The organism is Gracilibacillus orientalis (assembly GCF_900114645.1).
In the GTDB taxonomy this organism is placed as follows: Bacteria; Bacillota; Bacilli; order Bacillales; family Amphibacillaceae; genus Gracilibacillus; species Gracilibacillus orientalis.
The window spans coordinates 45,918-61,450 of record NZ_FOTR01000013.1; the positions used below are offsets into that span (position 1 = coordinate 45,918).

The following is a 15,533-nucleotide window of genomic DNA, read 5'->3' on the forward strand; positions in this document are numbered from 1 at the left end:
TCGATATTAACCTATAGAGCATTCATCAATTATAAAAACAGCCGTTGAATATCATTCCATGTAACGACAATCATAAGCAACATCAATAATGCAAATCCAATAAAATGAACGATACCTTCTTTTTGTGGGTCGATCGGCTTGCCCCTTACTGCTTCCATACCAACAAACAAGAGTCTGCCTCCATCTAATGCTGGTAAAGGCAAAAGGTTAATAATTCCCAAGTTAACACTTAATATTGCTGTCCAAGTTAAAAAGTTCATGAAACCGGTTTTTACAACCTGATCTGTAGCATCATAAATTCCAACCGGTCCAGATAACACATCAATGGAGAATTGACCGGTCACTAATTTGCCTAAGTTTGTTAAGATCAATGTGGAATAACGATATGTTTCCTCTAAGCTGTACGGAATGGTTCGAATAAACGATTTTTCTAATGCAAGAGTAACGCCAACTTGTCCAACATTCTGTTCAGGTGTTTCGATTAATGCCGGAGTGACTTCGAGTGGTACTTGCTCGTCATCTCGTAAAACTATCATTTCCAACGGTTCATTTGGACTTGCTTCAACGATCTCTTGAAACTCTTCCCATTTACTAATACTTTGCCCTTCTATCTCAATTACCGTATCATCTTCTTGGAAACCAGCTTCTTGAGCAGGACTATTATCAACAACAGAGCCAACTCGTACATCTTCAACTGGTACTCCTTGAATATTCGCTAATACAATAAAAATCACTACTGTAAGCACAAAGTTCATGAATGGACCTGCGAACAGTTGCAAGGCTCTTTGTCCAACAGTTTTTGAAGCAAATTGACGATTGTATGGGGCTATTTGGGTTGCTTTTTCATCCATAATGAAGGACGCTTTTTCATTTACACGGAAGGAATACTTCTCTTCTTCATTCATTTCATAGCCTTCAATTCTTAATCCATGATCTAAATCAATATGTTCTACTTCAATCACGAAAGCATCAGGATGTTTGGCTTTATTGTTTACAATAATTTGGTTTACTTCTCCATCGTCATTAAAAGTTAATCCGATATGTTGTCCGGGTTTTATATCAATAATTTCTGGATCCTCACCTGCAACCCGAACATATCCCCCCATTGGTAACAATCTGATTGTATACAATGTTTCATTCTTTACCGTAGAGAATACTTTTGGGCCAAACCCTATCGCAAACTCTCGTACAAGCATTCCGGTTCTTTTGGCAACATAATAATGACCAAATTCATGAATAGAAACAAGTAGGCCAAACATTAAAATAAAGGCAATAACGGTTGTCACTCAAAGCACTCCTTCCCTATACATTCATCAATATTTTTCATACGTTTTGTTTCTAATTTCCTGATCAATCGCATTGATTGTTTCTAAATCAGGTTGTTTAACAAAAGAATGGTTTGTCATGGCGTTCTCGATTACTTCTTCAATTTCTAAAAATGTAATCTTTTCTCGCAAAAACAAATCTACAGCTGCTTCATTCGCCGCATTTAAAACGGTAGGTAATGAACCACCTTTACGTCCTGCTTGGTATGCAAAAGCTAAACACGGAAATCTGTCCATATCCATCTTTGAAAAATGAAGCGTACTAATTTCTACTAAATCAAGACTTTTGGAAGGTGGTAGTGCCAATCTATCAGGATATGTCAAAGCATACTGTATTGGTACCCGCATGTCAGGTGTTCCTAGTTGAGCAATAACACTTTTATCAGCATATTCAACCATTGAATGAATAATACTTTCTTTATGCTGAATTACGTCTATTTTGTCATAGGGTATATCAAATAACCAATGTGCCTCGATTACTTCAAGGCCTTTATTCATCATTGTTGCAGAATCGATCGTTATTTTTGCACCCATATTCCAATTAGGATGATTGAGCGCATCCTTCACTGTTACACCACGTAACTGTTCCCTTGTTTTATCACGGAAACTGCCACCTGAAGCAGTCACGATAATCTTATTTACATCTTTCCGTGATTCTCCATTAAGAGCTTGAAAAATAGCTGAGTGTTCACTATCAACCGGTAATAAGTCTACCCCATACTTCTTAGCAGCTTCCATAACTATATGCCCCGCTGTTACCAAGGTTTCCTTATTAGCTATAGCTATTTGCTTTTTATGTCTGATAGCTGTTAATGTAGCGCTCAATCCAACGCTTCCCATCACCGCATTAACTAATACATCTGTTTTCGGATCTGCACTTACCTCATCCAGTGCTTCTCTACCAACTAGTATTGTGCTTTGGTCTGTATGTATCAGCAGTTCTTTTCTTACCTTTTCATCTTGAACTACTATTATTTTCGGTTTAAAGGCCTTTATTATCTCTGTTGCCTTGTCTACATTTTTACCAAAAGCAATGCCATATAATCGAAACTGATCAGGATGCTCTTTGATGACATCTAATGTTTGTAGACCTATAGAACCTGTAGCTCCTAATAATGTGATATTTTTCATAACCGTAACTCCTATTGTTAAATAGTCTATGATATAAAAGTGATAAAATGTAATAAAGGGAAAACAAATAACCAGCTATCAAAACGGTCTAATATACCTCCATGGCCTGGTAATATTTTTCCTGAATCTTTCACATCATAATGTCTTTTTATAGCCGATTCAACAAGATCACCTATTTGAGCGAATACAGAAGCTATAATTGTAACTATAACAACTAATATTGTTGATTCGTGTACTTGAAAAAAGTATTGAAAAATAATTGCTACTAAACAAGCAATTAGTATTCCGCCCAACGCCCCTTCAATTGTCTTCTTCGGACTAATTTGCGGCCAAAGCTTGTTCTTTCCAAATGTTCTTCCGAAAAAATAAGCTCCTGTATCTGTTGACAATATTACTAGAATAGCATAAAAAATATAGACTAGTCCATTTTCGGCGTCCCTAGTTTGAATGAAATAATAAAAACCCAAACCGACATATATAGATGCTAAAATTAAAAAACCGGCATCTTCAAATGTAAATTTATTTTTAACTAACACCGTATAACCAAGTAAAACTAACACAAAAAACATGAGTAGTTCTAAACGTGTTGAAAATAATAAATATTCATCTTGAAATAACAGAGACCATAATAAAATAACACCTAACACTGTTGGTATTGGATACTTTGTCATCTTTCTCATATGTAAAAGTTCCAGAAAACCTATTGTGGCAATGATATACATGATTATTTGAAAGGGAAAGCCACTTACTATTATAAATGGAAAGAAAAGCAAAATTGCAATAACTGCAGTAATAATTCTTGTTTTCATATTGTTTTCACACCTTATATTCCACCATAACGACGTTTCCGTTTCTGAAAATCGTTGATAGCTTTCTCAAATTCTTCTTTACTAAAATCAGGCCACAATGTATCTGTAAACCATAATTCTGTATAAGCGGATTGCCAGAGCAAAAAGTTACTAAGTCTTAATTCACCACTAGTCCGAATCAAAAGATCAGGATCCTTTATATGAGAAGTATATAAATGGTCACTTAAGGTAGTTTCTGTAATCTCTTCAATCTCATACTTGCCTTCTTGTACTTCTTGGCAAATTTCTCTTATGGAACGTATCATTTCAAACCGACTACCATAATTGATAGCAATATTTAATATTAAGCCAGTGTTATCTGCTGTTTGCTCTTTTGCTCTCATAATCGCTGCTTTGGTATTTTTGGGTAAGTCATCGAATTCACCAATAGTCTGTATACGTACATTTTCATCAACTAATTCAGGCAAGTAATGCTGCAAGAAATCGATTGGCAACTTCATGATGTATTCTACTTCAGTTAATGGGCGCTTCCAATTTTCCGTTGAAAATGCATATAATGTTAATATCTCAACTTGTAATTGATTTGCTGCCTTTACAATTCGCTTGACATTATCCATTCCTTCTCGATGACCGGCAACACGTGGCATTCCTCTTTTTTTAGCCCACCTGCCATTCCCATCCATGATGATGGCAATGTGTTTGGGCATATTTTCAGACACTGTTTCTGTAAAATCCGCCGTACTTTCTTTACTATTTTTAAAAGGAAGTTTGAACAAACGCATAATTATCCTCCATCATTAAAAAACCGTTCTATTCACTATTTAATATATTTAAATATAGGTATAGTTACTATGTAAAGTGGAAAAACCCTCTTCTTATTAAGAGGGCTTCTACTCTCATTATATATTCTACCTTGTTTTTGCTTAGACTTCCATAATTTCTTGTTCTTTTTCTTTTGTTAAATCATCAATTTTTTGAATGTGTGTATTTGTTTGACTTTGCACATCATCTTGAAAACCTCTTAAATCATCTTCTGTAAGGTCACCATTCTTTTCATCTTTCTTCAATTGATCATTAGTCTCACGGCGAATATTACGGATTCGTACTTTGGATTCTTCCGCATACTTACCAACAACTTTCACTAGGTCTTTACGACGCTCTTCTGTTAATGGAGGTATACTAATTCTAACTACATTTCCATCGTTGGATGGTGATAACCCAAGATCTGCTTTTTGGATGGCCTTTTCGACACCAGAAACTGTAGATTTGTCAAATGGTGTAATAACTAACAAACGTGCTTCTGGCGCAGAAATAGATGCCAGTTGGTTTAATGGTGTTAGTGCACCATAATACTCAACTTGTACACCATCTAATAAAGCCGGGTTTGCTCTGCCAGCTCTAACTGTTGCTAGGCTTTTAGAATATGCTTTCACTGCTTGATCCATTTTCTCATTAGTTTCTTTAATTAACTTTTCAGACATGTTTAACTCCCCCTTATAATAGTTCCAATATTTTCACCAATTACAGCTTTCTTAATGTTTCCTTCCTCTGAAATGGAGAATACCAATAATGATATGTTGTTATCCATACACAATGATGATGCCGTTGAGTCCATTACGCCTAATCCTTCATTTAAGATTTCTAAATAAGACAACTCTGTATATTTTTTAGCTTCTTTGTTAACCTTTGGATCGGCAGTATATACACCATCTACGTTATTCTTTGCCATCAAAATAACATCTGCTTCCACTTCTGCTGCTCGTAATGCTGCAGTTGTATCAGTTGAGAAATAGGGATTACCAGTTCCAGCAGCAAAAATAACCACACGTTTTTTCTCTAGATGTCTAATAGCTTTACGGCGAATATATGGTTCTGCTACCTGACGCATTTCGATAGAAGTTTGAACACGTGTTGGAACGCCTACATTTTCAAGACTATCCTGTAAGGCTAAAGAATTCATTACAGTTGCTAACATCCCCATATAATCAGCATTTGCACGATCCATGCCCATTTCACTGCCTACTTTACCACGCCATATATTGCCACCACCAACAACAATTGCAACTTCCACACCTAATTCAACAATATCTTTTACTTGTTTTGCCACTGATTGGATAATAGATGGCTCAAGGCCAAACCCTTGTTCACCACTCAGAGCTTCTCCACTTAATTTAAGTACAATTCTTCTGTAGTTAGCAGTAGCCATAATTACCTCCATATATGTAAATATTATAAAGAAAACAAAGATTTTCGCCAAGTAAAAGGGTAAAATCTTCAAGTTTTAAAAATATATCATTTAAAAAACTTGTTTTTTCGTCGTAACGTTACTTAGCAAACGTATTGGCTTGCTAATAAATGCTTTATGCCATTTGACTGCAAATCCTTTTGACGAAAGCATTCGTGATTCTTATATTTAATTCATCAAATTATATAACATTCTTATTAAAAAAAATAGTATTTTTATATTTTTATTTAATAAAGCATGTTGCTTAACTAAGCCCAAGAAAGAAATTAACTATTGGCAACCAGTGTCTGAGCGTTTCTATTCGTCGTCAGGTGCCAAATAATTCACCCAAGCAAACTTCCATATTAATAAAAATGATATGTCTTCAAAGAAAAGGGACACCAAGTGCCCCCTCATCTTATCATGTTATTTCTTGTTTACTTGACTCATTACTTCTTCTGCAAAGTTATCTTCTCGTTTTTCAATTCCTTCGCCAACTTCATAACGAACGAAAGATGTAACTGTTGCGTCGTGGCTTTTCGCAACTTGTTTCACTTTTTGATCAGGGTCTTTTACAAAACTTTGCTCTAATAAGCAAATTTCTTCAAAGAACTTGTTAAGGCGACCTTCTACCATTTTTTCAACAATATGTTCTGGTTTACCTTCGTTTAGTGCTTGAGTTTTAAGTACTTCACGTTCTTTTTCAACTTCTTCTCCTGAAACTGCATCACGAGATAGATATTTAGGGTTTACAGCAGCTACGTGCATCGCGATATCTTTGGCTACTTGCTCATCAGTTGTTCCTTCAAGAACTGTAACTACTCCAATGTTACCACCCATGTGGATATATGCTCCAAATGCATCATTATCCGTTTTGTTAAACATTGTGAAACGACGTAATGAGATTTTCTCACCGATTTTTGCAATGTTAGAGTTGATGAATTTTTCTAGTGTTTCACCATCTCCATTTAGTGGTTGTTGTAAAGCATCTTCAACAGTTTCTGGTTTTTGAGAAAGAATGTGTTTAGCAAGATCCTGCGCTAATGTTTTAAATTGATCATTTTTTGTAACGAAGTCTGTTTCGCAGTTTAATTCTAACAATACCGCTTCATTACCTGAGACTTCTACATGAGCAGATCCTTCCGCAGCAACACGATCGGCTTTTTTGGCAGCTTTAGAGATACCTTTTTCGCGAAGATAATCAATAGCTTGATCAATGTCACCATCAGTTTCTTGAAGTGCTTTTTTACAATCCATCATACCTGCACCAGTTTTTTCTCTTAGTTCTTTTACTAATTTTGCTGTAATTGCCATTAGAGCTTCCTCCTTTAATATCATATATCGCTGAAAAAAAGGTGATAAAAGGTCTCCCTCTTATCACCAAAACCTTTAATTACTCTTCTACAGATTCAACCTCTGTTTTTTCTGTAGCTTCTGCTTCTACAGCAGCTTCTTCTGTTACTTCTCCTTGCTTCGCTTCTAAAATAGCATCTGCCATTTTTCCAGTAAGAAGTTTTACAGCGCGAATCGCATCATCATTCGCTGGAATTACATAATCAATCTCATCCGGATCACAGTTTGTATCAACAATACCTACGATCGGGATGTTTAATTTATGTGCTTCTGCAACAGCGATACGCTCTTTTCTAGGGTCAATAATGAATAAAACATCAGGAATTTTATTCATATGTTTAATACCGCCCAAGAATTTCACTAAGCGTTCTTTTTCTTTAAGAAGACCAACAACTTCTTTCTTCGGTAATACTTCGAAGGTTCCGTCTTCTTCCATTTTTTCGATATCTTTTAAGCGATTGATACGTTTACGGATTGTTTCAAAATTAGTTAACGTTCCACCTAACCAACGTTGATTAACAAAGAACATTCCTGAACGGATCGCTTCGTCTTTTACTGATTCTTGTGCTTGTTTTTTTGTACCAACGAATAAAACAGTTCCATCGTTTTCAGCAACTTCTTTTACGAAATTGTACGCTTGTTCTACCTTTTTTACTGTTTTTTGTAAGTCAATAATGTAAATACCGTTACGCTCTGTGAAGATATACTTCTTCATCTTTGGGTTCCAACGGCGTGTTTGATGTCCGAAATGAACACCAGCTTCTAGTAGTTGTTTCATTGAAATAACTGCCATGAATATTTTCCTCCTATAAATTGGTTTTTATTCCTCCATTTGTTTCATGTGATACAAGGACTAATTATTAGCACCACTCGTATCTTCCACAAACGTGTGTATTTAACACCGAAAACAAATATACCATAATGTATAATTGCAAGCAAGCGATATTTCATTTTTTTTGTTGAAATTTCAATAATAATTCTACTTCTGTTTTACCTTTGTCCAGTTTTTTTGCTATTTCATCTACTGTATGACCTTTCTCATGCAAATGTAGCACAGAAGCTGTAGTGGAACGTTCTACAACATCTTCAACTTGTTCAACATGTGAGATCGGTTGATATTCTGTTGTATCTTTAGAAGTGTCAAATTCTGCAACTGGTTGTCTGACTTGTTGTTGCTCTTGTTTATTTTTATTATTTACAGACTTGTTATCATTTAACTTTCCTACTTGTTTCACAAAATTTTCGTTTTCTTCTTTTAATTCTACCAAATAAACGGCAAGTGTATCTTCGATATTTTTCACTTGCTGGTTAACATTATCTTCAGTTGTCGTTAGCATATCTTGTTTTAATTTCAGTTGTCTGATAATAACAAAAGTTACAATATGAATAATAAAACTAAGCAATAATAATAAATATAACATAATCTACCTCTTAACCATTAAAGTCCACTTTATTTCCTAGGTAAGGATGTCTGAATTGAGATCGTTGCTGATCGTCTTTTTTCTTATCTTCTGGTGTTGTTTGAAAGCTGTTGTCCCTTTTTTGCTTGTTATTTTTTAGTTGTTCACTTGCTTCTTGTTCTAAAACCTGCTTTCGTTTCCTCAACTCTTCATTAGCCATTGACTTTGCTAGCTGATTCTGATCAATCCTGCCCTGCTGCTGCATTTGATCCTGTATCTTACCAGCATCCTGCGTTCTAGGAAGCGCAACCTGCATTTCTACAGCTTTCCAACTCATAGGATACCTCCTATATTGAAATAAACATCCGCACTTTCATACACTTACAGTATAACAGTTTAGCTAGAGAGATTGAATCATAACTTCTTTTTCTTCTAAATATGCTTGAAAGTATTGATGTTCTTGGTGCAAAACTCGTTTATATTTACCGAACATTAATACAACATGCTCATATGCTTTTCCGTTTACCATTAATTTCATTCCGTCATGATTACCAATTTCAAATTGTAATTCATTTAATTCGTTTTCTACTATTTGAAGCTTTTCTGTAGTCTTTTCAAGCATATTCCACTGTTTTAATAACATAATCCGTTCTTTTGTTGGTAATTCACCAACAGCATCCTTCTTTTGTTTCAATTGGTCACCTAACATGCGCAATTTATGCTGGTTATCTTTTAACTCTTTCTGTTCTTTTTTTAAATCGCTTACACTATCTAATCTTTTTTTACTGATTCCAAAGGCTAGTTCCGTTTTTGAATTTGCTAAGTTCCCTACATTCTTTACTTCAATCACTTTCCCTGCTGAACAACTGCCACCGATAATACTTCCGTTAGCACAAAAAATATTTTGTTGTGTAACACAATGGGAATGCATAATCGATTTTTTTACCTTCAGATCATTTCCTGCAGTCACTTCTGCTTGATTAATATAACCCACTTCAATATTTGCTCCTGCAGTAACAACTGCTCTCTCCATACCGGCAATACCTTCTCTTATTAATATATTGCCACCTGCATTAATATAAGATGCTTCTACAATACCATACACCGTTACATCACCATTTGCTGTCACACTAAAACCAGTAGGGACATTTCCTTTAATCATTACGGAACCATTAAATTCTATATTACCTGTTTCAAGTGTTAAGTCACCATTTATTTCATAAAGTGGATACACATTGATTACTTGAGCACTAACAGATAATTGCCCATTTGAAGTAGCAATAAATGTATTCTCGGCTTCATCAAAAGAAACATTTTCTCCTGGTTTACACTTATAATGTTTACCTTTCTTTTGTTTAAGCGATTCATTAAATATATCAATCCCTGGTTCACCATCAGTAGGTAGTATTAATTGTGCTAAAATATCATTTTCGGCAACCATAGGAATTCTAGTAATATCTCTAAAATTCTTTTTTTCTTCTTCGGCTAAAGAGCGATCTGTCGATTGTTTTACAACTAATTTACCATCTGTACCGTTTTCCGGTTTCTTCCCTTCAGCGATGACCAATTCATTATTTTCTATCAGTTCTTGTTTCCAATCTGATTTTGCTAAGTTCATAACTCCGAATATGATGTCGTAACTTGATAGTAACTCTAGAACATCTTCTTCTGTTATGTCTTCAGCTGCATCTGGATCTTTCACATACAAAGTTGCTACTAGTCGGTTTTTCGAGATATTTATATCTATTTTTTCTTTTATTTCATTCATGATCAAGCCCCGCTTATACTATTATATTTTTTTATATAAATGACGAACTTTTACTATAGCTTGTTTATGAATTTGCGAGATCCTTGATGTTGTTAAGCCCAGTATTTTACCTATTTCCGTAAATGTTAATTCTTTATCATAAAATAAACTCAATACCATTTGCTCATTTTCATTTAATTGTTGGATACATTTCGATAATTCTTGATAATTTTCCTTTTGCACAAGATTACCTTCAGGTAAAGGTTCCCTATCGTCCGGAATTAAATAGCCGATTCCTTCTTTTGTTTCCTCTGAATTGTTTTTACTTTTTTCTTCCATTGATAAGAGATTAGCAAAAAAACTATCTTTTAGTGAATCCTCTACTTCTTCCACAGTCAAACCAAGATATTCAGCAATTTCATCAGTGGTTACATCTCGTTGAAGTGATTGTTCTAACGATTCCATTGCATGATCGATTTTTTTCACTTTATCTCGTGTCGTTCTGGGTAACCAGTCTTCTTTTCTTAACCCATCAATTATGGCTCCCTTTATTCTAAAAGAGGCATACGTATCAAATTTTAAATCACGACTATTATCAAACTTTAAAATCGCATCAAACAATCCATATAACCCTAAACTTTTGATATCATCTTTGCTAACATTTTTAGGCAGATTAACAGCGATTCGTTGGACATGATAATTTACAAGATACATATAGTTTTCAATTAAATCATTCGTATTTTCTTCACTTTTGTTACTTAACCATTTATTCCACAAGTTTTTTTCCATTGATGTATCTTTGACCATCGAATCACCTCATTTCAAAAATAACTAAAACTACTTAAATTTGCATAACTCCACTATTTACCGTTCGTACTTCCAGCATTCCTGTTTCGATATTGAACTCAATAGTTCTCCCTTTATTGCCACCAACATCTTGTGCAACGATTGGAATTTTATGTTCCTTTAATTTGGCAAGCACTGCTTCGATATTTCGTTGACCAATATTCAACATATTGTTATCAGACTTAAAGGAAAACATTTGTGCTCCACCTGCTATTTTAGCTTTCAGCTTAGATCGACAGACTCCCTCAGTTAAAAGTTGTTCCAACAATAAATCAATCGATGTATCTGCGTACTTCATTTCATTTAATATGCTTTTGTTGGATGCCGTCGAATCTGGTAACATGACATGTGCGAGTCCTGCTATCTTCTGTTCATAAATGACAACACCAACACAAGACCCTAAGCCAGATGTTTTTAAAGTATTCGGTACATGAGTTACTTTTAGATCTGCAATACCAACTTTTATAACAGTTGTTATGATTGTCATTACTCTTCGACCCCTAGTGCTTTGAAAATTTCATCAAAAGAGTCAGGGTCGGGTAATAAAAAGAAATGGCCTTTCACCGACTCGTTTGATTCTTCTTCTTCCTCAATCATCGTATCAATTATAATGGCATAGTCGCTTTCTTGCGAAATTTCAAGAAGGCCTTGCATTAAAATAGCCGCTGCCATATCAATCGTTAAATTCGGCACGGTTGGCTGCATATTAATAGATGTAAAATCAGATAAAGCAGATAAATAAGATCCAGAAAGAATATTACCAATCTCAGATATAGCTGAAATAGCCAGATCATTTTCTTCGATATTATCCCCTGATGTACCAGTCAATTGTTCAACTAACGAACGTGCCTCTACTGGTGATAGTACAAAAAACATACTGCCAGGTGCTTCACCTTGTATTCTTAAAAACACACTTACAATGACTTGTTCAGGACCACCTACAAATGCCATCAGTTCATTAAAATCGACAATCTTGATGGCAGGTACCGACATGTCTATCTTCTTCCCTAATAAGCTTGAAAGTGCTGTAGCGGCATTTCCTGCCCCAATATTACCTACTTCCTTTAATACGTCTAAATGATGTTGCGATAAATTTTCTATATCTACCATTTTTCTAACCTTCTTGTCCTAAAGTAGCAGCACGATATGATTCTTGTGATAATACTTTTTCTAATTCTAAAAACATAATCAATCTCTTGTCGACTTTTGCTACGCCTCCAATATAATCCGCGTCGATTGTTCCGATAACTTTTGGAGCAGGTTCAATCGCATCTTCTGGAATATCCAATACATCATAAGCGGCATCGACAATAAATCCAACATCATTCGATTCCATATGAATAATGATAATTCTTGTACTTTCCGTTTGTTCTATACTTTCCATTCCGAATCGCTCACGTAAATCTATAATTGGCGTAACTACACCACGAAGATTAATAACACCTTTAACGAAAGTCGCTGTTTTTGGCACTCTAGTAATAAATTGCATTCGCTCTATAGCTCCAACGACTTCAACCGGAATCGCATATTCTTCTTTATCCAATTCGATAATAATCGATTTATGATTGTTTGTTATTTCTTCCATGTTAACCCTCCTAGTTAATTAATGTATTGGTATCAACAATTAATGCTACTTGTCCATCACCTAAAATAGTGGCACCTGAAATCGCGAATACATCTCCTAAATAGTCACCTAAGGATTTCAATACAATCTCTTGTTGTCCGATGAAAGTATCCACAACCAATCCCGCCATTTTATCCCCTTTGCGAATAATAACAATGGAATATAATTCGTCACCTTGTCCTTCAGTTGGCACTTCAAATACATTTTTTAAATCTATCAACGGTACTACTTTTCCTCTAAAGTCAATTACCTTTTTGTTGTGGGCATTTAAAATCTCTGATTTGCTAATAATTGCCGTTTCAATAATGGATGATAGTGGGACTGCATATTTTTCTTTCTCTACTTCTACTAATAAAACGGATATAATAGATAATGTTAATGGTAATTGAATAGAAAATAATGAACCTTTTCCTTCTTCTGACTCGATCGTAATAGTTCCACCAAGTGACTCGATCGTATTTTTCACTACATCTAAACCTACACCACGACCCGAAACATCACTGATTTTATCAGCAGTAGAGAAACCACTGGACATGATCAATTGATACACTTGTTTGTCTGTTAATTGCTTGGCTTCTTCTTCAGTAATAACATGATTAGAAATTGCTTTGTCCAATACTTTTTCTCTGTTTATTCCTGCTCCATCATCAGAGATTTCAATAAAGACATGATTGCCACTATGATAGGCTTCTAATAATAAGTCTCCTTCTTCCTTTTTTCCTGATGCTTGTCGTTTCTCTGGTGTTTCTATTCCATGATCTAATGCGTTGCGAATCAAGTGAACTAGCGGATCGCCAATTTCATCGATCACCGTTCGGTCTAATTCCGTTTCTGCACCAACAATATCCAATTTGATTTTTTTACCTAAATCTTTTGACAGTTGACGCACCATTCTTGGAAAACGATTAAAAACTTGTTCAATCGGCACCATGCGCATATTTAAAATAATACTTTGCAGATCTCCAGAAATCCTTGTCATTCGCTCTACGGTCTCTTGTAATTCTGCATTCTTAAGATTTGCTGAAATCTGTTCCAGACGTCCTCTATCAATAACCAATTCCTCAAATAAATTCATTAAACCATCAAGCCGATCAATATTAACCCGAATCGTCTTACTTGTAACGCCTTTTCCAGTTTTTTTCTTACCCTCTGCGTTTTTACTTTTTGGCGATTCCTTAACCCCATCTGTTGATTGTTCATTTTCAGCTATATTTTGCTCATTGTCATCTCCCTGAGCATTTTTATCCTGTTTGAACATGGATACAGTAACTTCTTCAATTTCAGAAACCTTTAGAATTTTTTGTTGTACTTCTTCCGGACTATCCTTCGTTACTATTAACACATGAAACTGAAGATCAAAGTTTTCTTCTTCTAGCTCCTGTACTGTAGGATCAGCCTTAATTACTTCCCCAATTTGCTCTAATACTTCAAAAACCATATATACTCGAGCCGCTTTTAATAGGCAGTTTTCATTTAATTTTATTTTTACTTCTAAATTTTCGAAACCATTTTCTTTTGATTGATCTATAATAGCTAATTCGAATTGATCTAACTGGTTAAAATATACTTGCTCATTATTTGCTGGTTTTGGTTCATTATCAGCAGCCATGGTTGATTCATTTAAGTTTTCTATATCTTGATTATTCTCAATAGTCTGTAATGTCTGTACAAGTTCTTGCACATCTGAGGCACCATCGCCACCTTCAACTATATCCAAAACCATTCCTTCAAGCTGGTCCACCGCCTGAAATATCATATCAATGATTTCAGATGTTATTTTCACTTGATCATTTCGTGCTGCATCTAGTACATTCTCCATATTATGTGTTAAATCGGCCAGATCTTTATAACCCATCGTTGCAGACATCCCTTTTAGAGTGTGTGCAGAACGGAAAATTTCGCCTATTGTATCCATGTTTTCCGGTTCATTTTCTAGAACTAATAGTTGATTGTTTAATGATTGAATGTGCTCTTTACTTTCCTCAATAAATACTTCAAGATACTCGTTATTTTCCATCGGTATTTCACCTCTTCTTTTGGATTTTTTGCACTAATACGTCACTAACATTGTCTATGTCTTCTACATAATCTACTAAACTAGTTTTTTCTGCTGCTTGAGGCATACCATAGACTACACACGTTTCTTTTGACTGCGATATAGCAATGGTTCTAGGGTGTCGTTTTTTTAGATGTAACATGCCTTTTGATCCATCGCTACCCATTCCGGTTAACATTACTGCAAGAGGATGACAATTCTGTACATGGGCAACGGATTCGAACAGTACATCTACAGATGGTTGATGTCCATTAACTGGCTGTTCTTGTTTAACTTCTGCATACAATTGGCTATTAATTTCTTTCACTCTAAATTGATTACCGCCTGGTGCTATGTACACTTTTCCGTTCTCTATTAAATCTCCATCTTCCACTTCTTTAACCGTTACGTTGGATAATTTATCGAGGCGTTCAGCTAATGACTTGGTAAATCCTTTTGGCATATGCTGCACAATAACAACCGGTGATTGAAATCCAATTGGCAACTTCGTGATTACTTGTTGTAATGCTCTAGGCCCTCCAGTTGAAGAGCCTATTGCTATAATTGGCCGGTTACTTGAAATGGGTTTATAATCTTTCTTTTTAATCGAAGGAGATGTGTTTATTGATAACTTGTAATTAGCACGTGATGCATGCTCTACTTTTTGTACTATCTCTGATTCAATATCCTTAATATTTAAGGATATTGATCCAGAAGGTTTTGCAATAAAGTCAACAGCTCCGTATGACATTGCCTCTATAGTTTTATCTGCCCCAGATTTCGTTAAACTTGACACCATGACAACAGGTGTCGGTGCCATTTTCATGACTTCCTTTAACGTTGATATTCCATCCATTAACGGCATTTCAACATCTAAAGTTATAACATCAGGTTTTAATTCCATTACTTTTTTTAATGCATCATTTCCATTTCTTGCTGTAGCGATCACTTCTAAATAAGCAGATGAATGGATAATATCTGATATCATTTTTCGCATAAAGGCTGAATCATCAACGACTAATACAAGTTTTTTGTTCAT

Annotated in this window: 17 protein-coding genes; all 17 read right to left on the bottom strand. The window is 35.0% G+C overall.

Features of this window, described 5'->3' with window-relative positions:
• Positions 1–29 precede the first annotated feature (29 nt).
• The gene (gene rseP / locus BM121_RS18375) at positions 30–1,286 is read right to left on the bottom strand and encodes an RIP metalloprotease RseP (RefSeq protein WP_091485404.1); all 1,257 of its coding nucleotides are present in this window, start codon (positions 1,284–1,286) and stop codon (positions 30–32) included.
• 27 nt (positions 1,287–1,313) lie between these two features.
• A complete protein-coding gene (dxr, locus tag BM121_RS18380; RefSeq protein ID WP_091485406.1) occupies positions 1,314–2,456 on the bottom strand; it encodes a 1-deoxy-D-xylulose-5-phosphate reductoisomerase in 1,143 nt (380 codons plus the stop codon).
• A 26-nt stretch (positions 2,457–2,482) separates the two neighbouring features.
• Positions 2,483–3,265 (bottom strand): phosphatidate cytidylyltransferase, encoded by a 783-nt coding sequence (locus tag BM121_RS18385; protein WP_091485407.1) that lies wholly within the window; start codon positions 3,263–3,265, stop codon positions 2,483–2,485.
• A gap of 14 nt (positions 3,266–3,279) precedes the next feature.
• Complete coding sequence (locus BM121_RS18390) at positions 3,280–4,047, bottom strand: undecaprenyl pyrophosphate synthase (RefSeq protein ID WP_091485409.1); 768 nt, start codon at positions 4,045–4,047, stop codon at positions 3,280–3,282.
• 141 nt (positions 4,048–4,188) lie between these two features.
• On the bottom strand, positions 4,189–4,746 hold the full coding sequence (gene frr, locus BM121_RS18395) for a ribosome recycling factor (RefSeq protein ID WP_091485411.1): 558 nt from the start codon (positions 4,744–4,746) through the stop codon (positions 4,189–4,191).
• A gap of 2 nt (positions 4,747–4,748) precedes the next feature.
• Positions 4,749–5,471, bottom strand: coding sequence for a UMP kinase (pyrH, locus tag BM121_RS18400; RefSeq protein WP_091485413.1), 723 nt, complete (start codon positions 5,469–5,471; stop codon positions 4,749–4,751).
• A 444-nt stretch (positions 5,472–5,915) separates the two neighbouring features.
• Entirely contained in the window at positions 5,916–6,803 is an 888-nt protein-coding gene (gene tsf, locus BM121_RS18405) for a translation elongation factor Ts (protein WP_091485414.1), read from the bottom strand.
• 79 nt (positions 6,804–6,882) lie between these two features.
• On the bottom strand, positions 6,883–7,635 hold the full coding sequence (gene rpsB, locus BM121_RS18410; protein ID WP_091485416.1) for a 30S ribosomal protein S2: 753 nt from the start codon (positions 7,633–7,635) through the stop codon (positions 6,883–6,885).
• A gap of 154 nt (positions 7,636–7,789) precedes the next feature.
• Positions 7,790–8,266, bottom strand: a complete 477-nt coding sequence (locus BM121_RS18415; RefSeq protein ID WP_091485418.1) for a DUF6115 domain-containing protein — start codon at positions 8,264–8,266, stop codon at positions 7,790–7,792.
• A gap of 7 nt (positions 8,267–8,273) precedes the next feature.
• A complete protein-coding gene (locus tag BM121_RS18420) occupies positions 8,274–8,579 on the bottom strand; it encodes a hypothetical protein (RefSeq protein WP_091485419.1) in 306 nt (101 codons plus the stop codon).
• A 63-nt stretch (positions 8,580–8,642) separates the two neighbouring features.
• Entirely contained in the window at positions 8,643–10,010 is a 1,368-nt protein-coding gene (locus tag BM121_RS18425; protein ID WP_091485421.1) for a flagellar assembly protein A, read from the bottom strand.
• 21 nt (positions 10,011–10,031) lie between these two features.
• On the bottom strand, positions 10,032–10,796 hold the full coding sequence (locus BM121_RS18430; protein WP_091485422.1) for a FliA/WhiG family RNA polymerase sigma factor: 765 nt from the start codon (positions 10,794–10,796) through the stop codon (positions 10,032–10,034).
• Positions 10,797–10,830: 34 nt separating this feature from the next.
• Positions 10,831–11,322: a chemotaxis protein CheD gene (locus BM121_RS18435; RefSeq protein ID WP_091485424.1), complete on the bottom strand. Its 492-nt coding sequence runs from the start codon at positions 11,320–11,322 to the stop codon at positions 10,831–10,833.
• Entirely contained in the window at positions 11,322–11,945 is a 624-nt protein-coding gene (locus tag BM121_RS18440) for a chemotaxis protein CheC (protein WP_091485425.1), read from the bottom strand. Before BM121_RS18440 ends, BM121_RS18435 begins: the two co-directional genes overlap by 1 nt.
• Before the next feature lie 4 nt (positions 11,946–11,949).
• Positions 11,950–12,420: a chemotaxis protein CheW gene (locus tag BM121_RS18445; protein WP_091485427.1), complete on the bottom strand. Its 471-nt coding sequence runs from the start codon at positions 12,418–12,420 to the stop codon at positions 11,950–11,952.
• A gap of 10 nt (positions 12,421–12,430) precedes the next feature.
• Positions 12,431–14,476: a chemotaxis protein CheA gene (locus BM121_RS18450; protein WP_091485428.1), complete on the bottom strand. Its 2,046-nt coding sequence runs from the start codon at positions 14,474–14,476 to the stop codon at positions 12,431–12,433.
• Positions 14,477–14,483: 7 nt separating this feature from the next.
• Entirely contained in the window at positions 14,484–15,533 is a 1,050-nt protein-coding gene (locus BM121_RS18455) for a protein-glutamate methylesterase/protein-glutamine glutaminase (protein ID WP_091485430.1), read from the bottom strand.